We start from the raw sequence: 23,956 nt of genomic DNA, 5'->3' as shown, positions 1-23,956 counted from the left end.
TTCCTACAGATCAGTATCTCACATCGCGCACACAGAACACACCGGCTCTGCCGTATTTTTTCCGTTCTTCCTTGTCTTCCTCCACCATGCCTCTCTCATCTGAATAGTAGCGCATCATATGCATTTCTACCCGGCGAATTTTCAGCAACTCCCCTTCCGAATCGGTCTTCCAATAGTTCAGTATGTAACCGGTAGGCGTATATTCGTGTCTACCGGGATAATAGCGGCTGTAAGAATACGCCGTACGGCAATGGAACACGGCGCAAAGCCGGTGCTTAAAGTTATGATTCCTTTTATCACTTAAATCGCATGTCAGACTGAGTGGGTTGTACCAGCCGTAAGCATCACCTACGGCATCCTCGTCTCCCGGCTTCACCATGGGCGAGAAAGGCAGGTTGTCCTCATCCTGGAAGAAGTTGAATGCCAGCTGAATCAATGTCAGTTCGCGTTCATTGGGCAAGCGCCACGCTCCGGCGGGGGTCACTCCGTCTCCTGCTTCGTGATAGTCTTGGGCTATGGTAAACTTATCTCGTTTGGCATTGTCTATCTCAATAAGTTTCAATGTCGTACCTGTCCATGTTACCTTACTGGGAGTATCTTTATCAAATCTCAGGTGACTCGGGTCAGTGCACTCAAATTCCGCAATCGTATCCATCAGCATGGGTTCTTGTGCCAGCTGGAATTTCTTGTACAGACGGTTCTGCGTATCGCGTTCGTTATGGGGCTGAAGCTCCCGGTAACTGAACGAGCGCATGGCTTCGTCCGCCAAAAAGACTTCCAGCGTACGGCTTGCTTCATCGTATTTGTAATAAGGAGACGAAACTTCCCTGTCCATCCTGCCACTCACGACTCCGCTTCCCAAGCTCCTCACACTAATCATGTGTCTCAGATACGTATGACTTATGTATCCTCCCAGTTCCGACCATATTGTGGAATAAGAACCGTGTGTACTGGCCGTATATCCCTGTACGGGATTGTCGGTTATCTCTTTCCCTTCCGCTCCTATATATATATCGAAAGACGCTTTCCACAAGGCGGCTTCTTTTGCCATGGCAGGCTCTCCCAGCCACATACCCACCAATTGCCCTATGGCAGGTACATACCAGCGCAGTTCTTCCTCGTCCAGATAGCCGTTGCCGTTCAAATCACGGTTACGTATCAGCATGATAACCGGATCGTCGGCCTGTCCGCTAATCGGTCGGGATTCCTTCAGACTTCCATCTTTCCTCAGTATAAAACCGGATAGGAAAGGTGATGTTTTAAGCCCCCATTCCATACCATGTATATTACAATTTCCAACCTGACCATCCAGCTTTTGCCAAGTATTCTTTCTGCCGTCCCAAACTTCCCTCTGGTCCGATTCTGGCTCATACAGGATGGCCGTCTGCTCTTCCACCGACTCCAAGCCGAATTTATTGAGAGTCTCATCGTTCATATCATAGAAGCAGGCAATGGAACGTTGTTTCAGCGTATAAACCGACTGCGACACCGCGCTCTTACCATCTTGGCTGAACTTGAGGTCCGTAGCAAGCGAGAAGATACGGTCCTTGCAGTTGATAAAATCTTTCAGATGCACCGATGCCGTAATACGCGGGTCGGGATGTTTCTCATAAAAGTTCTCATCCACAAAGCAGGTGTAGTACGCCGAATCCTCCTTGCTTGCATAAAACTCATCGAGCGCATCGAACACACTTTTCACCTTGTCAGGATGATAGTATTCCAGGAGATAGGGGCTTTCTTTATCCGGTTTTGTTCCATTATAGAAATAGTTATCCGGTGTCTTCTCTCTCGCAAACTCCAGCCACGCCAGATAGCCTTGTGCCACATCTTTGGTAATACCGAAACTGCTCACGGATACACATTTGCCTTCCGCACCTCCGTCGGGGGTACCTTTAGGATAATACATCACCCCCATGACCCCGAAAGGTGTGTCGGTATACAGATAGACACCATTCTCAATGTCTTTCCGCATGAATTTCATCTCCACCTGGTCAAAATGGGCATCGATATGTGCGAAAGCCTCATGCTTGAACACCACTCCTTCCGCTCCCGGAGTCTTTTCGTTCTCATCTTCCACTTCCACCACTATATCATCCACTCCGTTGATGGTTACATTATACGTATAGTGATGGTCGCGCTCCACGCTGAAGTGATTGAGGTCTTTCCCGAAATTACCCAAATGGATATAATAACGGACATCGGCAGCAACCGTCTTGTCTGCATTTTCAAACCATCCGGTCAGTTCAATATAAGTAGAAGCTTTCGGAGCAAACTCAAACTTGTAGTGCCCTTTGTGATTATCGGCATTATCAGCATGAAAATCATCGGGAGCGGTCTCTTCCGTATTTTTATTGTCGGCAGTCTTCACCACCTTATCCCGCTGCCTGTATTCGGTAATCTCCACGCCGGATCTTACCTTGCGTATGTTCTCCGGCAGGTATATAGTAAAAGTGAGAGAATCCAGTAAACCGAAATTCACCGGCTTGGCATCTTCCACCAGGATACGGTCCCGCTCTTCTTCCGTCCACGCCTGTGCGGTGGGCGACACATAATGAGGTATATGGCGAACCGTGTAATCTCGCGCCGTAAACTTCACTCCTTTACCTTCCCTGATATTCATTGTAATCTTGCTCATCAGGCGTTTCAGCACAAACGAATTGTCTTCATCGTGTTTACCGTCCGGCAACAGTATATGAGTTTTTCCCTCTTCATCCGTATAACTGATTTGTCCCTGTTCGTTCACATGACATAATCCTGTATTGTTGTTCACCATACCCGTAAGCGGCAGATAACCGTCTACGCTGTGTATATTTCCGTTCCACTTCGGGGTTGCTTTTTCAAAAAACTCCGCCTGAGTGCCCAGCGCATCCCCACCCGATACTCCCGGAAAGAAATTAAGGAACGAACTTTGCGCATTGCCCAACAGATAGATGTATACATCACCCACCGGAACATAGAACTTGATTTCACCGCATGTAGGGTCGTCATTATCGGCGATCCATCCGCCGGTAGCACCTTCCAGCGGCTTATTGGACGGATTGGAGAACAGATGATAGGCCAACAACTCATTTTCTTCCGGATTGTCGCTCTTCGCTTCATATACAAAAGCCATCACGCCCGAAAGCTGGGAGTCATAATCAATCTCTCCACCTGCCGCACGGGTTGTAATCGTGGTAGTGATGCCACGTCCCACACCGAACGGAAGCCTCACCTCCACCCGCTTGTCACGGTCTACTCCCTGCAAGTAGTTTCCTTCGATGAACTCATCGGTGCAAGATGCAAGCGACAGGAGCGCCAACAGTCCCGCCACTAGAATATGATTCACTGTTTTTTTCATCATGCTGTATATTTTTGTCTGTTATTCGTCTGCCTAATTAAATTCCACATCTCCGCCTCCGGTTTCCCACGGAACAATCATCCAATGTGCTGTCATAGCCACGTGTCCGTGCATGGAAATAACGGAAAACAGCCGCAGGTTCATGTTGGCTTCCACTTCGGGCAAAGCTACATATTGCATATCAGCCTCATGTCCTTCCGTACCGTCACTTCCCACTTTATGTTCATGCGACAGTATTTTCAGATAATATCCCCTTGAACTCTCAGCTGACGGATTCTCAGGATAACGGTCTGCAATTTCATTGGAGTTGGCAAACAGATAAATCGGTTTGGCTGGCATCCACTGAAAGTTTTTCGTGTCTGTATTCCCGGCATGTGCCAAAGCCTTAATCTCGTTGATATGGGTCTTCTCCTGCAAGTTCTTTTCATACTCCTCATATTCCGGTGTCCCTTCTTGCGGAGCGATTTCCGGTTCCTCCGGCCATCCCGCACTCAGAATTACCTTGCCGTTCTTCTGATTCTTCGAGTCGGAATTTTCACCGGCTCCCTCCAGAAAATTGAAATCTCCCGTATATTCGTACTTCTCTTTCGGAAACAGATACCCGTATTCCGGCATATTGTAGAGATACAACCCGCGCCCCATATAGAGCTGCCCCTCTCCGGCGTCTGCCACATCCGCCTTGGCAAAGTAAAGCTGTAGCTTCGCTATGCTGCGTTTCAGTTCCAGGTTTATCTCCTGATTATCGTGCGTAACTGTTCCACGATACTTACAGGTCATTGGCACAATGGCAGAGCGGTATTTTTTTCCCGTTTCATCCTTGTCTGTTGCCGTTCCGCCCGACACATATTCCGCTTCCGGCAGCCGGCTGAAAGTCAAAGACTCCAGTCTGTCCGGCACTACTTCCAAGCCTTCGACCGGATGTACTCCCCCGACAGTCTCACCGGGCAGTACAAAAATGTCTCCCTTGTTTTCGCAAAGCAGTTCTCCGGCCTCCTGCTCGTTGGCCACTGCATAAAACCAGACTTCTCCTTTCGGCAATTTCCATTTAAAAGTATGAGCCGGCACATCCTCCCCGCCATAATAATACCCCACCGGGCTGCCATTCTGGAAAGCATACACCCTGAGCGTCTTCACCTGCGAGTCGAAATCATCCGTTTCTGCCGCCCTTGTATCGATTGAAAATTTCACCGTCACCGGTTCTCCCTTTCCGGGAAACATCCCTTCCTGCCCGTCCGGTGCACAAGCCGTCATTATCCCCGCCGTTGCGGAAAACATACATATATATGAGTATTTCAGGATTTTCATATCTTCTCCTTCCTGTTTATGAGATTACCAATCTGCCGAAATATCCTTGCTGTCCCAATCGCCCACGTTCACTTTGACAGTAATGTCGGCATCGGCAGCAGGCAGCGTTATTTTATAATGGTAAGTGTTCGACTTTATCCATTCCGTTGTCAGGGCCGCATCCAGGTATACCATCGCTTCTTTTGCCTCCGACAGCGGTTTGCCGGCATAGGCATACTTAAAGGTTACCGCCACATCCTCCGTCACCGGCTGCGGCAACAGCAATACGCCATCCAGCACGGTAGCGCTGCTTCCGGCTTCTATCCGCACGCTCCCGCTGCGTACGAAAAGAGTTTTCTCTTCCGTACATTTCACCCGGTTTTGCCATGTCGAGTTTTCCGGCGTCCACAGCAAGTCACCTTTATAGTCCACACCGAAAAGTCTGATGTCCGACACTTCCGCCTGCTTCTCTCCGGTACGGACAGTTAATTTCACCTGTGCCAGTTCATGTTTGAATGCCAGAAGCACAGGCGCCATCGTTCCGCCACCCTCATAAGTCACGTCTGTCTCTGTTGCCGTCATCAAATCCACGGCATCCTTCCCCATTCCGGAAGAATCAAAACCCGTAACCCTGAGTTCGCCCTTGTCGTTGCAGGAAACTTCGGTAGCGACACCAATCTCTTTCATTTCTTCCGGATGCACCGCATAAAAGTCATAAGGCCTGCCTACAGCCCAGAAACGTTTCTCGCCATAGTTTCCCGACGGAGTAACCGAAGCGGCATCGAAAAACAGTTTCGGCCCGTCGCTTTCCCGTACCCATCCCCACAGTGTGAAATTATCCATGCCCTCCTTGTCACTTTCCACCACGGCGCGGGTGGCAACTTGTGTGCCAAAGGCAATCGGCACCTGTTGTTCCGGATTGTTTTCTCCCGTCATGCTATCGGAACAGCCGGCAGCGACCAGCATGGCCGTAACAAGAAGAAAATCCTTTTTAAAATTAAGTCGCATAGGCATTTATTTTTTATTTGAATAAGTAGTGACCGGGAGGGGAACATTCAACCCCGCCCGGTCTGTTATATTTCCGCAACCCGACGGATGGAAAAGACAGGTTTGCGGTGGTTCAGTTTATTTTCCGGGGTTTGAATCAGGAACGCTTACATCGAGGTCCTGAGGATATTCAACAAAGTTATCCACAGTTACGTCGAATGTGATAGGAACCAAAACAGGTTCAGGATCCGGATTTTCGGGATCAGGGTTAAAGCCGCCGCCCTCACCAAAGATAAGGGTATAAACATAGCGTTTGCCCTGCTTCCAGACTTGTTCGTTTTTTCCGCTTATGTCCTTAGGTTCTCCTACCAGGGAGACGCCCACCCATGCGGTTTCCTCTTGTGAGTCCTTGTCTGGCCACAATTGTACATCAGATGCCGTATCTACCAGCTTGCATTTAACAAGCACACGTGCTGTCCCCGTGATTTTGTACTCCGGATTTTCATCTGTTCCACCGGTCTTCGTAATCCAGGGATTCAATGTCTGCGGCAAAAGGAGCAGTCCCTTATAGCCATTGCCTGTTTTAACAGTCAAGTCCCACACAGATGCATCTTTGGAACCTGTAAAGCCTGGTTCCATAATCGGAGTAATCTCAGCGGCATAGCTGTTCTGCTTTGCGTTCTCTTTGTTATATGCGATATCCCATGTTCCCCATGACTTGTCAGTTTCCGTATCCTTTTCAGTTCCCTGCCATTGGGTAGTAGTGCTCAAAGTCGGCCAGGAGAATGTACCCTGTTTCTCTATTCCCTCCACTTTCACTGCGTCTACGAACACTGTCAGGTTGGAACTGGTGTTCTTGATTCTGAATACAATCTGTGACAGGGCATGGCGGAAGTTGACCGTAACCGGTTGTTTGCCCTCATGTTCGGCTTTCTTTTCAGCCAGGTTCAAGGCATAAAGCAGGTCCTCATCGCCGGGTACCTCATAGCCGGTAATTTTCTTGTCGCCATTTACTGTAATGTCAACATTACCATTCTTCGTATCCGTCGGACTATACGAATAGAAGTCCACATCTGTTTCCGGCCAGAATTTGGTATCGCCATACGACCATACGTTCCCTTGTCTCCGGACATCGTGATTCATGTATTCTGCTTCTTGGGTAAAGGCAAATACATGGAATTTGTCTATGCTGTTGGTTGTGGTGGCTTCGCTTCCCGTACGGATTGCCTTTCCTGCTATCGCACTCAAACTGATGCCTTCACCCTGGTTCATTTCTATTGTTTCATCATTGGTACATGCCGTTACCAATGCCATGGCCAATAGTGCCATTAGAATTGATTTCGTCTGCATAACATTAAAAGATATAAAAAACTACATAATGATATCGTTTTCGACTTCCACCCAATCATCAACCTCCACATCAAATCCCCCCTCGTCCGGAAGCGGTTCCGGAAAGTCCGCATTATCAATGATGATGTGCACATGCTTCCTGTCCGGTGCTTTATGTACTTGGTCAGTCACATCAAAGGTTGTATAGAATTTCTCCTTATTGGAATACCATACATAAAACATCATTTTGTGCGGACGGGCATTCTCTTCATGATGACCGAACGTATAAAACTTACCGGTCATTTTCGAACTCTCGGGGTGGAGTTCTGTTTCGAAGGGGACTGTGACACACTCCCTGTCCAGTTCCTCGTTGGCAAACAGCATGGAGGGAGCCATGCTCGACAATGACCCGCAAGCCTGCGTCATATACTCCATGTTCTTGACATTACGGACCTCATAGGTGTAGGTACATATCAGTTCGGCAGGATAAAGCTTGATGACATGCTCGCTACTTTCTATCCATTCGACCTTGTCTTTGTCTGTAAAGGGAACACATTCATAACTTAGCCCTGATTCGGTGATTTCCACATTTCGGGCGTTACTTCCCCACATCATGTCAGGGCAGATGACGACACGCTCGTCTTCCGAACCTTTGGCCGGAGGCGCATAATGGGCACCGTTACCGTAAATACTCTCAAAAACGTTACCGTTCCGCGTATATCCCTCATGGGTGTCAAATCCTTCCATTCCTCTGAACAGTAAAGACTCCGTGTCATTATTGTAACAGAGTATCCGGTACCTTCCTACTTTAATCTCTACCGGTCCTCCGTCTTTCCCTGCAAAATCGAACCGAACCGGATATCCGCCTTCTTCAGGATAGAAATACACGCACATTCCCTCAGGATTGGCCTGCGGAGCGTTCTTCCAATCAAAATCCACTCTGACCGTAGCCACATGCGGATGATGGAAACAGAGTTCCTTGTGCTCGCATGAGAAAAGAATCATGGTCAGCAGTGTGTAAACAGTCATTCGTATTCCGGTTTTCATCGTCTGCCTCCTTTCCCTTTGTTGAAGTTTCCCCTGCCAATCAGCCATACCAGCGATATTTCCGCCTTAGTAGGGCCGAACCAGTGCCGCTCCTTGGTAGCCTGCCATACGTAGCAGTTGTCTATGGGGGTATATTCATAATAGGTCCCCCCCCAATACCCGACAGCGATAGTGAAGTCAATATTCAGTCTGTATGCCACCGGCAACGAGTAGCCGTATTCCACACCTGTGGAATAGTTCATTTTGTCCCAGAGTGTTCCTCCGGGTTTTCCACCCATATAGCCTTTTCCCCCTGTTTCAAAATCATAAGTAAAAATCTGCCCGTAGAGTCCCACATGATGTCCCGTAAGAGGCTTTTCCTTGGCGGCCTTACCGAACCATTTCCGAATGGCTATGTCACCGCCATAAGTTCTCCAGTACCAGTGCCGCCGGTCTGTTTTCCACCAGGCATACATCCAGTTAGCACTCATACTCCAGTCTTTGCCAAGATAAAATTCCACACCGATATTCGGTACGAGCAATGCGTCGTACAGCATATTTGTCTTTACGGCAAGATACAGCTTACGTGGCTGCGTAGGTATGTATGGGACAAGGGGGAGAGGTTCTGTCGGTTTTGGTTCGGGTATAGGAAGCTTGAAGGGAGGCATTGGCATGGGGGCAATAGGATTCCATACTTTCTCATACCATAGATATAACCGGGAGGCGCGCAACTCCGGAAAATATTTTTTATACATATACCGATAAGGTGCCCCACCATGCAGTTGCTGTATCCGTCGCAGATGGTCACCTTTTGTAAGATTGTCATTTGCCGCATCCTCTGCCAATTCATGCAATAAATGTAGCGTTTCTTTCCGGTAGGGTAGTTCCCAGTCATCACTCACCAAACGGATTAGACCGTTCCAGTCTCTCCCGAGGAACACGTTCGTTTTCAAGGAGTCGGGTAGTTCTCCATAACGTGAAAGATAGTCAAACAGCACATTGGCTCGCTTTACAGATAAACGTCTGTTTAGGAGAATGCTGCCTTCCGGTGATGCTCCACCCACTACCTGGATACGTTTCAGTTGGTAAACAGAGTCCGCATAGCTTGTCCGCAGACTGTCTGCTATCCGGTCCAACGCTTCTCTGTTGTTTCTATGGGATGGTTCCAATACAGAATATCCTTGTCTGAAATAGATTTTTACCGAATCCTGTATCTCTTGTGCCTGGATATGGCCTACATAAAATATCAGGAATACAAGTAAGATTTTATTCGCTTTCATATTGATTCCATATTTGTGTACACATTACCAATACACCTCTAGGAGAAAAGCATCACTGTTTATTTTGTGGAGGGCATATACTTTGAAGTGCTTATGACATTTTACCAAAACACCTTCGCTTTTTACAAGCTGTTTTCTCATGACTTAGGCATATTTACTCCACCAATTCTCCATGGTAAATAGACCTCTCTTCATAAGATATGTATCTTTTTGAATGGCTTTGATATTCTTTTGTCATATTCGTTAATGATTATTATATAAATCACTTTATTCATATAGACATCAAAATGAGACTATTTGCCGTGTCTACAATAGATGCATCTAAAGAGGCAAGATAAATTCGGGTGGTTTGCTCCGAATCATGTCCCAATGCTTCACTGATAACAGATAAAGAGACATTTTTACTTTGAGCAATACTGGCCCATGCATGGCGGGCAACATAAGTAGTAAGTGGAATACCCAAACCCATCTGTTTGCCAATGTGTTTCAAATTTCTGTTGATACGGTGCGCTTCATTTTGGTATTGATGCCATTCGTCCATACCATTATTTCGAATAATCGGTAGTAGGTAGGGAATATCAGAGGTGTCGTATTTATCAATGAGTTCCTGCATGGGTTTTTCCCATTTGATAAACAATTGCTGACCGGTTTTATGTCTCCGGTAAGTAAGGATCCCATTTTGCAGGTCTTTCTTTTTCAAGAATGCCATATCCACAAAGGACATTCCACGTGTATAAAAGCTGAATAAAAAGATATCCCTGGCAAAGACCAGTGATTTTTTCGTCAAATTTAAGTCTCGTATTTCCCTAACCACATCTAAGGATACAGCACGTTTCCTTGTTTTATCAATGCCAGTATATACATGCTTAAAAGGATTTTGTTGGGCAACAAAACCTTGTTCTACCGCACGATTATAGATAGCTCTGAGATTACGCATATAATAGGAACTGGTGTTCGGACAAATGCCATTCCCTTTGAGCCAGCTTTCATAAGCTATCATCTGATTGGAGTCCAGTGCATCCAACGAGACATCACCACGGTTATTCAAGTAACGTTCAAAGCTATTCAAGGCACTCTGATAGGTACCCGCTGTACGTACCTTGCCTATTTTCCTCAATTCAACCAGCAGTTCTTTTCCGTATAAAAGGAAAGTGTAATTTCCTTCAGGAACAGTGTAAAGCTCTATGATGCGTTCCACAGTGAAAGGAGCATCTTCCTGAACCAAACGGTTGATGCATTTCTCTATTTTAACAAGGTCTTTATCAATTTGCTTTTTTAACGCAATAAGATAGTTTTTTCGATCTTCTCCACTTCCTGCCGAGACATCGATTTCACCGGAAGCAGAAATCCACTCACTTGAAAACAGTTTGTAACCGGTACGGATATGTCGTACCTTACGATGATGGATTATTTGATAATGAAGCGTTCCCTCTTTGAGGATAATGGATGAAGGGCTGAATTTTACTTTTACACTAGTCATAAACAATCAATTATTAGTTTAATACAGAATTATAAAAACAAGAAGCAATTCAAAATACTTCAAACTGTTATGTATACTTCCTGCTAAACTATTCTTGACTGATAAAAGATGCTTTATCTAAAAAAACGTCGCTTTAATGGCGTAATTATAAAGTGTATATTCGTGCAAATCAAAAGCTTTCTGTGCTCAAAGATAACGAAAAAACAAGCTTCAAAACATTTTTCCAAAAGATTCTTCATATAAAAATTGCAAGGACAAAGATCAATGGCAATTAAGAATTTGGATTGCATATTCGTGCCGGTTGAAAGAATAGACCGATAATCTGAATATCCTTCGGTGACTATCACTAGACTGTACGTTTAGTGCCAAGTTCGATATCGGGAGCAAAATCAACTGAAGGTAAAGATACCGTCTTGTCTTTTGTTGAGGAAACCAATTTACCGCTTAACAGAGAAATGACAAACTGCACTGTAACCAATATCAATAAAGATAATTTATTAAACATGACTGTCCGCTAAAACTTTTTGCTAATACAAAAATAGAACTGGTATCTCTTTTGAGATATCAGCCCTTTAGTTACGTTTGAGTTGCCACACAAAAAGGAGGGGGAGCAAAGCACATTCTGCCATTCATGCAAATGGATCCTTGATGCTGATAACTATTGCCTCGTACGCATCTATATCTATCTACATACACGTTTTTTTCAACATGCAACGCGTGTTACCCGGGTTCACTGTTCCTTTTATCCTTTCTGTATAGCTACTGCTAGGATTGTGCAGTTAGCTGATGCCTAACATGCTATTCATTTCTACTTCCTACATCGATTACTTACAATGTTTCAGTATGGATATAAACCAGGTGATGTTTCAAGGAAACATTATGACCAGACTATTTTTCCTTGCAGGCACCCTCGTAAATTCCCGGAATGCAGCAATATATACCATATATTGGGGGAGTTATTCCTCTCCTATCTTGTGTACCATTGCTCTAGAAGACCAAAATTGGATGAGCTGAATATGGGCAGTGTATTTCGTTTTACTCTCTGTAGCCTTGTAAATTGTAGGAATTAACTGAGGACTCACTACATTGACTGCACCTTTCGTTCTCTCTGCATGGCTGACAATGGGAATACAAAACCTCTATCTCTTTTTCAAATTAGGCAGAAAGCAAGCCACCAACCCCAACAAAGGCATAAAGGCACATACATTATAAACAGCCTCTATACCATACTTATCTGCCATACCTCCCAATATAGCCGAAGCGATACCGGCAATTCCAAAAGCGAAACCAAAGAACAACCCGGAAATCAAACCCAACTTATTAGGCAGCAATTCCTGTGCATACAGCAATATGGCAGGAAAAGCGGAAGAAAGCATCAGACCGACACAGAAACTCAGCACTACCGTCCATGCAAGCCCTACATGAGGCATCATCATACTGAATGGAGCCGTTCCAAGAATGGAAGCCCAGATAACATACTTACGCCCAGCTCTATCACCTACAGGGCCTCCCACCAATGTTCCGATGGCAGTGGCTACCAGGAAGACAAACAAAAAGAGCTGTGAGTCCTGAACAGTGACACCAAATTTATGGATCAGATAGAATGTATAGTAACTCGTCAGACTTGCCATATAGATATATTTGGAGAAGATAAGTATCAGCAGAATACTTATGGCAAACACCGTCATCCTTGAAGAAAGGGGACGTTCTATCTTTCCTGCCACGAGCATCGGGCTTTTCTTGATGTGGTTCAAGTAGGAACGGAACCAACGGCATATAGGAATCATCACCACGATGGCAATCAAGGCAAAAGCCGTGAAAAAAGCAATATGTCGCCTCCCATAAGGAGCTACCAGTAAAGCCACCAGCAATGGTCCAAGCGAGCCTCCCAAATTCCCACCCACTTGAAACAGAGACTGCGCCAGTCCGCGTTTTCCGCCAGAAGCCAGAAAGGCAATGCGCGACGCCTCTGGATGGAGTACAGATGAACCGATACCCACAATGAATACCGAAGCCAGCAGCCAATACAGATTAGTTGCAAAAGCCAGATTCATAATGCCGACCAAAGTAAAGCACATACCTATTGGCAATGACCAGGCAATGGGGCGCTTATCAAAGAACAATCCCATTAGAGGCTGAAACACGGACGCCGACATCTGATACACCAACGTAATCAGACCAATCTGGGCAAAACTCAAGGATAAATCCTCCTTGAACAAAGGGTATATCGCCGAAATGACCGATTGCAGCATATCGTTCAAGCAATGCGAAATACTCAATGCTATAAGAATTGGAAAAGCAATTCTACGGATAGGAGGTCTCTGATTCTGTATCATCTTATATTGTCTATTACAAAAACGGTGCAAAGGTACGTAAAAAACATATATCCAATCCACATTAAGACAAAACTCCCCGATTCCCTGCGCTGTTCAGCCGAGAATCGGGGAGTTTAATCTTTACCGGTCATCTTTATCAGTTCAGCAATCCCGGATTGGCTTCTATGGCTTCTTTCGGAATGGACAATGTATAACGGGCATCATCTTCTTCGAGTACATAACGCGTACCACCAAGCACTTTCTCCAAACGTGGACGAGTGGAACGACGAAGGTCAAACCAACGATGTCCTTCAAAAGCAAGTTCACGGGCACGCTCATCCAATATTTCCTGTACCAACGCTTCCTTATCCATAGCGTTGACAGCAATAGATTTTGCTTCGTAAGCCTCCGGTGCATAACGTTTCCGCATCAATTCCAGCAGGCGGGTACGTGCCTGAGGCAGTTGTCCTAGTTGAGCAGCAGCCTCAGCAGCCGTCAGATATATTTCACCTACACGGAAAGTACACAAATAGTTGTTACTTCCCGCCTTCTTGTTCTTCCTGAAACCTTTTTCATCCGCTTCAGCAAAATATTTATCCAGCCGAAGGTCGTTCTCAGCATAAAGGGAGAGAAAAACCGGAGTAGCCAGAGCAGCCCCATTGACTGTACTACTCAAAGGTGTCTCCAACGGAGTGATATTCTCTACGGAATTATAATTGTTAGGAAGAGTTGCAGCGTCATCATTCAAATCTACCAATACAGACTTCACGGCAAGCACTGCTTCAGCAGCATTCCAAGCTGCTTGCCACTCACCCTTGTAAAGGGATACACGCGACTGAAACGCCTCTACCGAAGCTGTATTGAAACGATATGAATATCTCTGCTCCCATTCTGCCTCCGTAACCAGTTTGCGCGCCTCATCAATATCTTCTTGGATGGAAACATAAACTTCTTTCACTGTATTGCGTTTCAGGACTTTCTCCAAATCAGTATCCAGTTTCAGCGGCACCGATTTGGTATCCAAAGCTCCCTCCTTAGTATAGGGCTGCCCATAAAGATTTACCAATAAGAAATGTACATAAGCACGGAGCATATACGCTTCTCCTACAAGCTGATTTATCTCTTCTTCAGTACCTTCTTTGATATCACTCTTGCTCTCTATAACATGATTGGCAATAAAAAGCACATTATAATACTTGGCCCATTCAAACGATGAGGTATAGGCATTGGGGGCAAGATCGTTCCAGCGCTCTATATCCATATAATAATTTTGATCATATTCATCATCCCGAACCTGCATCTCGTCGGAACGGAAACAAGCCATTCCCCGGTCACTGAATTTACTCACGTCCTTATAAGAACGGGCAAGCAACGCCCTATACTCAGCCAAAGAATTGGGAATGACACTACCGGTAGGCTGTATATCCAGATAGTTGTCGCATGCCGCAAGCAGAAGCATGCAGGCCATTATCATCAGACTTATTGTTTTCTTCATTTTCTTTCTGCTTTTGAAGTTAGAAATTCAAGTTCAAACTGAATGTAACCGACTTGGGTACGGGAGTTGCATAAGGATTGTACATCGACTCCGGATCCATGTAGTTATTATATCCCGAACCAAACACGAAGAGATTGCGTCCTTCAACAGATACCGTTGCCGAGTTCATTCCCAAACGCTTTGTCAGGAGTTCAGGGATACGGTAACCCAGACGCAGATTCTGCAAACGTACGTAGTTCAGCTTCTTCACCCAGATATCCAAATCTCTCCAGATGGTTTTAGAATCATACCAAGAGTACTCTTCCGGGTTGGAAGCACTCAGCATAAATGCCGGAAGCTCCGCATTCGGGTTTTCCGGAGTCCAGCGGTTCAGCACATCAGCATTATAGTTCTTGCCATAATCCGGATTGATGATGTCATAAGAGGGCTGCGTACGTACGTACCCACCAAACGTCAAAGAGAAATTGACATTCAACTCCCAGTTTTTATAGCTGAAGGTATTAATCAAACCTCCCGTATAAGGAGCATCGCTACTCCCGATATACGAATAGAAGGTCCTCTCTTCGGCTGCAGTTACATCGGAAGAGGCAATACCTATCCCCCACTCATCTTTCAGGCGGTAGAGTTCCTTCAAGGTCACTTTCTCTCCCTCCGGATTATAGAACATCATGTTACCTGTTTCCTTATCTACACCCGCAGTCTTCAGTGCAAAAATTGCTCCTACTGGATAGCCTTCACGCCCCGGAGTGGTCTGCTGTTCGGGAATATTTTCTTGCAGCACCTTATTACCGTTATAAGCAAAATTGAAATTTGTATACCAAGAGAAATTCTTCGTCGTTATGTTACGGGTAGACAAGCTGATTTCCACACCTTTGTTCTCCATACTTGCCCAGTTGACGTTCATAGAAGTAAAACCCGTCTCCAAAGGAAGCATGCGCAAAGCTATTAAATCGGTACCCTTACGGTAATAATAGTCCACACTCAGATTGATAGCCTGGTTCAATACAGAAAAATCAAAGCCTGCATTGACTGATTGCGTCTTTTCCCAACGCAACTTCTTATTGGGAGCGGAATTAATAACAATCATATCTTCCGACACACCGGGCAGAATACTTTCCGATCGGTAAGTACCCAGCAGGAACGGAGAGGTATTCTTATCAATATTTCCCTGCAGACCGTAGGATGCACGGAACACCAGGTTGTCCACCCACTTGGCCTGCTGCATAAACGGTTCTTGTGACAGACGCCACAATGCACTGACAGAATAAAGAGGAAGATAACGGTACTTCTTATCCACACCGAAAAGGTCGGAACCGTCAAAACGGATACTTCCTCCCACCGTGTAGCGGTTCAACAAAGAGTAAGAGGCCGTAGAGTAGAAAGATACATAAGCATTCTCCTTATACGTTGTCTGATGGAGCGGGAAAGACGTGGCGTAACTTTCGTTGGGGAAAATCACCGGTTTGGTCGTCAACGTCTTGCGGTCGAAGCCATACCCTGCCGAGAACAAGGTTTCATACCAAGTCTTGCGTAGTTCGGTACCCGCCATCACTTCCAACTCGTGAATATCATTGAAACTGTCACGATATTCTCCCATCGCCTTCCAGGTAATTTGTGAATTGGAATTCTCGTATGACTTCTGCATCCCCCCTTCGGGTAGAAAATGCTTCGTTTCCCCATCCTGAGAGTATTCGCTCAACTTGTAATAATAACGCATGGCATAACTTTCCCAGTCTGCTATCTCTTTTCTGGAAGTCTTTTCCAACTGATAACCGAACTGGGAAGTCAGCTTCCATTTGTCATTAAAACGAAGTTCCGCATCAAATATGGACGAAAAAGAATTCACTACGCTTTCATTGGACGTGTTCCGACGTTCCTCAAAGATATTAAACCCTAAATCCTTATCGGTATTATTCTGAATATCATAATCGTAATTATAGTTTCCATTTTCATCGTAAAGCTCGAAATACGGATTAGCCTTGCGCGAATAGAACACGGGATTGGACATGCCATATGCATCTGTCAGATAATTGGTATTTTTACGACGATTGGCAAACATGGAGGCACCCACCTTTAATATATTGTTTACTTTGTAAGACGTCTTTCCTACCAGGTTAAAACGGTCCATACTCACACCGTCCACATTTCCATCTTCTTTGTAATAGCCGAAAGAGGTATAATAAGTAACTCTTTCCGTACCGCCGGAAAGACTCAGATTATATTCCTGGCTGAAAGCATCACGGAAAAGAACATCTCCCCAGTCTGTATTTATATTCTTCAAACGGTTGATAGCAGCTTGCGTCTCACTGCTCAGAGCATCCCATCCTCCATTCTGAAAGGCAGACAACTCATTGTAATTGGAAAGAATATTATATACACCTCCTTTATGATTGTCCGGAGAATAGTTGTTACGGATCATATCCATTTCCAATCCTACTTTCTCCGCTGAGTTCAGCAAGTTCAACCGGTCAAGGCTCAATGTAGGAGTATAGGTAAATCGGGATGAGAAACTGATAACCGGTTTACCGACCTTCCCTTTCTTTGTCGTAATCACAATGACGCCATTGGCTGCACGCGCACCATAGATGGCTGTGGCTGCCGCATCCTTCAGAATGGTGATATTCTCAATATCCGCCGGATTCAAGCCCGCAATGGAAGATTGTTTCATGTTGGTGATGTCATTCAGTTCATCCGGTTCAGGAACATCCGTCCCCTCCAAAGGAATGCCGTCCAGCACCCATAAAGGGTCTTGTGTACCATTCAACGAAGCGGTACCGCGAATGCGTATCTTTGCCGGAGCACCCGGAGCACCTGAAGTCGGGCTGACAGAAAGTCCGGCAATTTGTCCGGCAAGTGCCTGATCAATACTTTTTACTGCACCAATAGTCTCATCCGATATATCCAATTTGGACACCGCTGCCGTCAGCTTGCGACGCTCCACCGTCTGATAACCCGTCACAACAACGGCATCGAGCATTTGGGAAGATACATGAAGTGTTATTTCATAAAATTCCTTCCCCGGAACAAGCTTTACTTCCAATACGTCATACCCCACGTAGCTACAAAAGAAACGGGTTATCCCGGCAGGTATAGCTATAGAGAACTGACCATCCACATCAGTAATAACCCCCATTGTAGTCTGAGCACTTCCCGCCTTTTTCAAGTCTTCCGGAGTCACATAGATGGAAGCACCGATAAGCGGTAGGTTATCCTCTGAAGATATTACTACGCCCTGGACTTTTTTCTCTGCAGCAAAAGCAGATGACAAAACTCCCACAAGGCATAGCAAAACGATTAATACACGTTTTTCCATGCGTTACATATAAAATTAAATTAATACTCAAATTAGGGATTAAGGATTAGCGGTTAGTTACTAACGACTTATCCCTAACCCTTAATCGCTAATCCCTAATTCTTCATTCCTAATGCTGTATTGATACGCAAAATCAAATCCTTATAATGATATCTAGTGGCTATATCCGATGTACCCAAACGGCTCTGAAGCAGTTCCTTGATGCGGAGCAACTCACCACGCTTCACTGAAATGACATCAGATACGCGGTTTATCTGCGAACCGTAGAAGTTCAGTTCGCGGTGGGCCCCCATACGGTCGGCATCCAAAGTCTTACCAACATGCTCGTCACAACTGCAAAGGGCAGTCTGGTGGTCCAGCAAGAAGTGGTTGTCCATCAGTTTTTTGTTTATTTTCACTCCTTCGCTTTCGGCAGCTGCCGTAATCAGCGCATCTACGAAATTCTTCTGCAAGGCACGTGTCATGACGTCCGGCAAAGCACCGCGTTCCGTAGTGGCAAAGATGTTGCGATGCAGGCCATCCATCAGCTCTACCACCGTGAAAGCCTTTTTGCCGTTCACCGATTCGTTCTCCAACATACGCATCAGGCGGTTGTTGCCCAGCAAATCCCAAAGGATATAGGATTGGGCATTCTTCAACACCTGTGTCGGTGCATTCTCCACTACGCCCAGCGGAGTGTTGCGCAGCAAGTAGGTGTACTCTCCCACTTCCGTGTCGAACAGCCATTTGGGATAGGTCAGCACTTCGTCCAGCAGGAACTTCAAGGCTGCTTGCTGCTTTTCTTTTTCTACGAAGGTATAGGTTTTCTGTCCGTCGCCCACAACGGTGTTTTCTATATAGATACCACCGATGTTTGCCAATACATGATAGAGGTAATTGTTCCATTGGTTGATAACCGCATAGTATAGGCGGGAAGCTTCTTCATAAGTCTGTCCTTTCTCGCCAGTGGTAGTCCATTGGATGATTTGAGGAACAATACGCTTCAAGTTCTCAATACCCAGCAGAGATGAGCGGACAGCATCATCGCCCAAATCTTCATTCTGTGCACGCGGGTCTACGGCATCACGCACATCCTGCGCCTCACTATATTTATATAAACGGTCTGCATGACGGCTCAGGAAGTCGGCAAGCAAATCCTTCTCCGCCTCTGGGGTTTCTTTACCATACCAACGATAGCCGTATTCTATGGCAAACATATCATACGGACCGATATGGGGAGAAAGCGCCGTAACACCGTCACCCGGCTGTGCCACATAGTTGAAACGTGCATAGTCCATGATAGAGGAAGAAGTGGTATTCATACAATCCGTAAATGTTTTGGAACGCAGGGAATCTGTCGGAAAAGTCCAGGAAGCAATCATATTGTGACGCAAACCCAACGAGTGCCCCACCTCATGGCATGCCACAAAACGCATGGCATCACCCATCAGTTCATCCGGCAGCTTTACTCCTCTTGCTTCAGGACGTACGACACCGGTTTGCACTGTAATCCATTCCTGGAGCATACCCAGCACATTATGCCACCACATGATGTCCGCTTCCAATATCTCGCCAGAACGTGGGTCAAGGATAGAAGGTCCCATGGCATTGGCTTTGGTGGAGGCCGCATAGGTCAGCACAGAGTAGTTCACGTCATCCTTATCCACATTCATACTGTCCGTTAACTCCCTTGCGACGATGGCATTCTTGAATCCGGCACGTTCAAAAGCAGCCTGCCAATCCTCAATTCCCTGCTTGATATATTTCCGCCAACGACGGGGAGTGGAGTTCTCGATATAGAACACGATTGGTTTGACCGGTTCCACCAATTCACCACGAAGATAACGCTCCCGGTCTTCCGGTTTCGGTTCCAGACGCCAGCGGGTGATGAAGGGTTTCTTGTCTACACGCTGCTGACCGTCACTGTAATTCAATAACGGATTGGTAAAGTAACCTACACGCGGACTATCCAGACGTCCCATCATCGGTTTCTCCGGCAACAGCAACAGAGAGGAACTGACTTCGACCGTAACAAACACAGTCGTTGTTCCCTCAGTCACCTTAGTTGTCAACTCGGAAGTAGCTACCACATTGTTCTCAAAAGCTTTGATAGATAAAATGCGGGAGAGATTTTTGATGGCCGAAGTTCCCAGGTTGATATTTGTAAAGACATTATTGATGCTCGTCTCCGTACCATCATAAATATCGTTGACCTTGACCACTATCATGGTAGAGTCATTATTGAATGCTTCTATCTTGAAACCGGCTATCAGCGGAGAAATATAATTATCCAGTACGGACTGCCGTATGGCATCCTCATCCGGCGCCAATGGAAGAGGACGGCTCTGACGTACCAACAGCTTGTTGGCAGCCTTGTCCAATTCAAAACGCACCATCTGATTTTCGTAATTCGTACCACGGTTCACACCCGCCTCATTCAGTTCGGAAGGAACACGCTGTAATTTATTTACTACCAGCATATCACGTCCCAGCAGCCTTGCCGGCACTTCAAAGTAATAATCGCTCTTCTTCTGGTAAACATTGAACATTCCCTTGCAGGCAATAGCACCTGAACCCGTCAATTTCTCGTAGTCGCTCTTGGATTGAACGCTGTCCTTGGCTTCACTCTTCTTTTTCTTACGGAACCATCCCATAGCTTCGGAAGAAGCAAAATCAGATGTACCGGCATGCAACAATACGGCAGGCTCACACATGAGTACTCCCGCAACTGCCACGACTGGCAGGATTGTCTTCAATTTCATCAATTCAAACTCTAACTTTAATGCAACAATTACTCCGTTAACTCTCTCTCTTTGACGTATGTTAATAAATACCAACCGCCAGTTTGTTCTACCTCCATAGAACGGTAAACGGGGCGCAAAGATACAAAAAGTATATTTTAAAAGTCACTAAACAACGCTCATTTATGTTTTTTCCATAAACAATATGAAGACTTTTATATATTATTATTTTTTCTCCAATCCTTTATCATTGCTTCTTCACATGAAATTTTGTACCACTGACACCAAATAATCTTCCCCAATTGGCGGCAAAACAATGATAATATTGTATCTTTGCACCGTTTTTAACTTAGAAAATAAATAAGATAACAACGATATGATAGCTAAAATCAATCAGCTTCTGCAGGAAGTAGAGGCACTGAAAGCCGCTAACCCCGAGGAATTAGAGGCACTCCGCATCAAATACCTCAGCAAAAAAGGAGCCATCAATGACTTGATGGCAGATTTCCGCAATGTAGCCGCCGAACAGAAAAAAGAAGTGGGTATGCGCTTGAACGAACTGAAAAACAAAGCACAAGAAAAGATTGCCGCCTTGAAGGAACAGTTCGAAAGCCAGGATACTGGTTGTGACGATATTGACTTGACTCGTTCAGCCTACCCGATAGAATTAGGAACCCGCCATCCGCTTTCCATCGTGAGAAACGAAATCATCGATATATTTGCCCGTATGGGATTCAATATCGCCGATGGACCGGAAATGGAAGACGACTGGCACGTATTCTCCTCCATGAATTTTGCCGAAGACCATCCGGCACGCGACATGCAGGATACATTCTTCATCGAAAATGATACAGAAAACGTATCGCACAGCATCATTCTTCGCACACACACATCCAGCGTGCAAAGCCGTGTTATGGAGACCACGCAGCCTCCTATCCGCGTACTTTGTCCGGGACGTGTATACCGTAATGAGGCCATCAGCTACCGTGCACACGCATTCTTCCACCAGGTAGAAGCCTTATACGTAGATCGCAATGTGTCTTTCACTGACTTGAAACAGGCCTTATTGCTCTTTGCTCAAGAGATGTTCGGCAGTGACACCAAGATTCGTCTACGTCCTTCCTACTTCCCTTTCACCGAACCGAGTGCCGAAATGGACATCAGCTGTAATATCTGCGGCGGTAAGGGCTGTCCTTTCTGCAAGCATACGGGTTGGGTAGAAATTCTGGGATGCGGTATGGTAGATCCGAATGTATTGGAGCTGAACGGAATAGACAGCAAAGTGTATAGCGGATATGCCCTGGGTATGGGTATAGAACGCATCACCAACTTGAAATACCAGGTGAAAGACCTTCGTATGTTCTCTGAAAATGACACACGCTTTCTGAAAGAATTCGAGAGCGCTTACTAAATATAGTGAATAACGGCTAGTGATTAGTGATTAATAAGTTGCGCATTTTCAGCATATCATTAATCACTCATCACTAACCACTCATCGCTAACCACTATTTTTCGCTATGGCAAAAGACAAACTTGTAACTTCCGGCTATTGCCTTATCCTGGCTGCCAATTTCCTTTTGTATTTTGCCTTTTATCTGATACTACCGGTTCTTCCATTCTACCTGACTGAGGTATTCCATACCGGAAATGCAGCAGTGGGTGTCATCTTGTCATGCTACACCATTGCCTCGCTCTGCATACGCCCGTTCTCGGGATACCTGCTCGACACGCTAGCCCGCAAGCCTCTTTATCTGGTGGCATACTTCATCTTTATCACCATTTTCGCAGGTTACATGTTAGCGGGAGTCCTATCTTTATTCATCATGTTGCGGGTTGTCCACGGCCTTGCATTTGGAATGGTGACCGTAGCGGGAAATACAATTGTGATTGACATTACCCCTTCGTCCCGTCGCGGCGAAGCCGTAGGATATTATGGACTGATGAACAATACAGCCATGAGCTTCGGCCCGATGATTGGTCTTTTCATGCATGACATATATTCCTTTGAAACGATTTTTGCCTGCTCGCTCATATCAGGAACTATCGGTTTTGTTGCCGCATGCCTCGTCAAGACCCCACCCAAACAACCTGTCAAACGAGAACCTATCTCATTGGACCGCTTTGTGCTGCTGAAAGGTATCCCGGCAGGAATCGCACTGCTACTGCTCTCCATACCATATGGCATGACAAGCACTTATGTAGCCATGTATGCCAAAGAAATAGGAATTACCTTGAATTCCGGATTGTTTTTTACTTTTATGGCCGTCGGCATGGCAGTGTCCCGTATGTTCTCCGGCAAACAAGTGGATAAAGGACGTATCACCCAAGTCATAACTTTAGGACTATATCTGGTATGTAGCTGTTTCTTCATATTATCCGCTTGCGGACTACTGATGAAGACCGTCCCGGAACTGACAAACATATTGTTTTTTATGGTTGCCCTCCTATTGGGAGTAGGCTTCGGGACGATGTTCCCCGCCTTCAATACGCTGTTCGTAAACCTGGCCCCCAACAACCAGCGCGGAACAGCCACCTCTACCTACCTGACTTCATGGGATGTAGGCATTGGTATAGGTCTGACAGCAGGAGGTTATATCGCACAGATTACCTCATTCGATATGGCATATTTTTTCGGAGCCTGCCTCACGGTTATCTCCATCTTCTATTTCAATCTGAAAGTATCTCCTCACTATCATAAAAACAAATTAAGATGAGAAAGAAAGAGCGTTATGAAAAAATCCTTGCTTGGTTTAGGGAGAACGTTCCCGTAGCCGAAACAGAGTTGCATTATGACAATCCGTTCGAGCTGTTGATAGCAGTTATTCTCTCTGCACAATGTACGGACAAACGCGTCAATATGATTACCCCCGCCCTTTACCGGGACTTCCCTACTCCCGAAGCACTCGCCGCTGCTACTCCCGACGTGGTATACGAATATATCCGCAGCGTCTCCTATCCCAACAACAAAGCCAAACATCTTGTAGGCATGGCACAGATGTTGGTGAAAGAATTCAACAGTGAGGTACCCGATACCCTTGAAGAACTGGTAAAACTGCCCGGCGTAGGCCGCAAAACAGCCAATGTCATCCAATCCGTTGTTTTCAATAAAGCGGCTATGGCGGTAGACACACACGTGTTCCGCGTCAGCCATCGCCTGGGCCTGGTATCAGATAAATGTACAACTCCGTTCAGTGTCGAAAAAGAATTGGTAAAACATATACCGGAAGCAGATATCCCCATAGCTCACCACTGGCTTATCCTGCACGGTCGCTATGTATGCCAGGCACGTACTCCACAATGTGATACCTGCGGTTTGCAATTAATGTGCAAATATTACTGCCAGAAATATAAAGTTAGCAAAGAGAACGGCAAAGACAAAGAATAAACAAC

14 protein-coding genes are annotated in these 23,956 nt (G+C 45.7%); 3 read left to right on the top strand and 11 right to left on the bottom strand.

Going from position 1 to position 23,956, the window contains the following annotated elements; all coding sequences use genetic code 11:
- Nucleotides 1–10: 10 nt before the first annotated feature.
- The 11 genes from JXR92_RS09015 to JXR92_RS08965 form a co-directional block, all read right to left on the bottom strand.
- Nucleotides 11–3,340, bottom strand: a complete 3,330-nt coding sequence (locus tag JXR92_RS09015) for a DUF4906 domain-containing protein (protein WP_226791131.1) — start codon at nt 3,338–3,340, stop codon at nt 11–13.
- 30 nt (nt 3,341–3,370) lie between these two features.
- Nucleotides 3,371–4,642 carry a FimB/Mfa2 family fimbrial subunit gene (locus JXR92_RS09010; protein ID WP_117966218.1) on the bottom strand — a complete coding sequence of 424 codons (1,272 nt, stop codon included), beginning with the start codon at nt 4,640–4,642 and terminating at the stop codon, nt 3,371–3,373.
- Nucleotides 4,643–4,666: 24 nt separating this feature from the next.
- The gene (locus tag JXR92_RS09005) at nt 4,667–5,629 is read right to left on the bottom strand and encodes a fimbrillin family protein (RefSeq protein WP_138344760.1); all 963 of its coding nucleotides are present in this window, start codon (nt 5,627–5,629) and stop codon (nt 4,667–4,669) included.
- Between the two features lie 117 nt (nt 5,630–5,746).
- Nucleotides 5,747–6,958 (bottom strand): fimbrillin family protein, encoded by a 1,212-nt coding sequence (locus tag JXR92_RS09000; RefSeq protein WP_117966221.1) that lies wholly within the window; start codon nt 6,956–6,958, stop codon nt 5,747–5,749.
- 21 nt (nt 6,959–6,979) lie between these two features.
- Nucleotides 6,980–7,966, bottom strand: coding sequence for a DUF5119 domain-containing protein (locus tag JXR92_RS08995; protein ID WP_226791129.1), 987 nt, complete (start codon nt 7,964–7,966; stop codon nt 6,980–6,982).
- A 14-nt stretch (nt 7,967–7,980) separates the two neighbouring features.
- Nucleotides 7,981–9,243, bottom strand: coding sequence for a DUF3575 domain-containing protein (locus tag JXR92_RS08990; protein ID WP_138344758.1), 1,263 nt, complete (start codon nt 9,241–9,243; stop codon nt 7,981–7,983).
- A 271-nt stretch (nt 9,244–9,514) separates the two neighbouring features.
- Complete coding sequence (locus JXR92_RS08985) at nt 9,515–10,723, bottom strand: site-specific integrase (protein WP_117966224.1); 1,209 nt, start codon at nt 10,721–10,723, stop codon at nt 9,515–9,517.
- A gap of 1,139 nt (nt 10,724–11,862) precedes the next feature.
- Nucleotides 11,863–13,059 (bottom strand): MFS transporter, encoded by a 1,197-nt coding sequence (locus tag JXR92_RS08980; RefSeq protein ID WP_117601188.1) that lies wholly within the window; start codon nt 13,057–13,059, stop codon nt 11,863–11,865.
- Between the two features lie 136 nt (nt 13,060–13,195).
- A complete protein-coding gene (locus tag JXR92_RS08975; protein WP_138344756.1) occupies nt 13,196–14,533 on the bottom strand; it encodes a RagB/SusD family nutrient uptake outer membrane protein in 1,338 nt (445 codons plus the stop codon).
- A 19-nt stretch (nt 14,534–14,552) separates the two neighbouring features.
- On the bottom strand, nt 14,553–17,846 hold the full coding sequence (locus JXR92_RS08970; RefSeq protein WP_206897497.1) for a SusC/RagA family TonB-linked outer membrane protein: 3,294 nt from the start codon (nt 17,844–17,846) through the stop codon (nt 14,553–14,555).
- Between the two features lie 95 nt (nt 17,847–17,941).
- Nucleotides 17,942–20,587 carry a zinc-dependent metalloprotease gene (locus tag JXR92_RS08965; RefSeq protein ID WP_117601199.1) on the bottom strand — a complete coding sequence of 882 codons (2,646 nt, stop codon included), beginning with the start codon at nt 20,585–20,587 and terminating at the stop codon, nt 17,942–17,944.
- Between the two features lie 355 nt (nt 20,588–20,942).
- Here JXR92_RS08965 and pheS point away from each other — a divergent pair, with 355 nt between their 5' ends.
- The 3 genes from pheS to nth all read left to right on the top strand — a co-directional run bounded on the left by pheS (nt 20,943) and on the right by nth (nt 23,951).
- Entirely contained in the window at nt 20,943–21,977 is a 1,035-nt protein-coding gene (gene pheS / locus JXR92_RS08960; RefSeq protein WP_117966232.1) for a phenylalanine--tRNA ligase subunit alpha, read from the top strand.
- A 106-nt stretch (nt 21,978–22,083) separates the two neighbouring features.
- The gene (locus tag JXR92_RS08955; protein WP_005826370.1) at nt 22,084–23,280 is read left to right on the top strand and encodes an MFS transporter; all 1,197 of its coding nucleotides are present in this window, start codon (nt 22,084–22,086) and stop codon (nt 23,278–23,280) included.
- The gene (gene nth / locus JXR92_RS08950; RefSeq protein ID WP_022401662.1) at nt 23,277–23,951 is read left to right on the top strand and encodes an endonuclease III; all 675 of its coding nucleotides are present in this window, start codon (nt 23,277–23,279) and stop codon (nt 23,949–23,951) included. Before JXR92_RS08955 ends, nth begins: the two co-directional genes overlap by 4 nt.
- Nucleotides 23,952–23,956: the final 5 nt, after the last annotated feature.

It is taken from the genome of Bacteroides parvus (assembly GCF_017309675.2).
Classification (GTDB): domain Bacteria; phylum Bacteroidota; class Bacteroidia; order Bacteroidales; family Bacteroidaceae; genus Bacteroides; species Bacteroides uniformis.
This window is presented reverse-complemented; position numbering and strand designations above follow the sequence as displayed.

What these genes read in the sequence shown, in the direction of transcription:
- JXR92_RS09015 (WP_226791131.1), bottom strand. Translation starts at nt 3,340, where the DNA reads ATGATGAAAAAAACAGTGAATCATATTCTAGTGGCGGGACTGTTGGCG.
- nth (WP_022401662.1), top strand. Translation starts at nt 23,277, where the DNA reads ATGAGAAAGAAAGAGCGTTATGAAAAAATCCTTGCTTGGTTTAGGGAG.
- JXR92_RS08975 (WP_138344756.1), bottom strand. Translation starts at nt 14,533, where the DNA reads ATGAAGAAAACAATAAGTCTGATGATAATGGCCTGCATGCTTCTGCTT.
- JXR92_RS08990 (WP_138344758.1), bottom strand. Translation starts at nt 9,243, where the DNA reads ATGAAAGCGAATAAAATCTTACTTGTATTCCTGATATTTTATGTAGGC.
- JXR92_RS08980 (WP_117601188.1), bottom strand. Translation starts at nt 13,059, where the DNA reads ATGATACAGAATCAGAGACCTCCTATCCGTAGAATTGCTTTTCCAATT.
- JXR92_RS08985 (WP_117966224.1), bottom strand. Translation starts at nt 10,723, where the DNA reads ATGACTAGTGTAAAAGTAAAATTCAGCCCTTCATCCATTATCCTCAAA.
- JXR92_RS09010 (WP_117966218.1), bottom strand. Translation starts at nt 4,642, where the DNA reads ATGAAAATCCTGAAATACTCATATATATGTATGTTTTCCGCAACGGCG.
- JXR92_RS09000 (WP_117966221.1), bottom strand. Translation starts at nt 6,958, where the DNA reads ATGCAGACGAAATCAATTCTAATGGCACTATTGGCCATGGCATTGGTA.
- JXR92_RS08970 (WP_206897497.1), bottom strand. Translation starts at nt 17,846, where the DNA reads ATGGAAAAACGTGTATTAATCGTTTTGCTATGCCTTGTGGGAGTTTTG.
- JXR92_RS08995 (WP_226791129.1), bottom strand. Translation starts at nt 7,966, where the DNA reads ATGACTGTTTACACACTGCTGACCATGATTCTTTTCTCATGCGAGCAC.
- JXR92_RS08965 (WP_117601199.1), bottom strand. Translation starts at nt 20,587, where the DNA reads ATGAAATTGAAGACAATCCTGCCAGTCGTGGCAGTTGCGGGAGTACTC.
- JXR92_RS08955 (WP_005826370.1), top strand. Translation starts at nt 22,084, where the DNA reads ATGGCAAAAGACAAACTTGTAACTTCCGGCTATTGCCTTATCCTGGCT.
- JXR92_RS09005 (WP_138344760.1), bottom strand. Translation starts at nt 5,629, where the DNA reads ATGCGACTTAATTTTAAAAAGGATTTTCTTCTTGTTACGGCCATGCTG.
- pheS (WP_117966232.1), top strand. Translation starts at nt 20,943, where the DNA reads ATGATAGCTAAAATCAATCAGCTTCTGCAGGAAGTAGAGGCACTGAAA.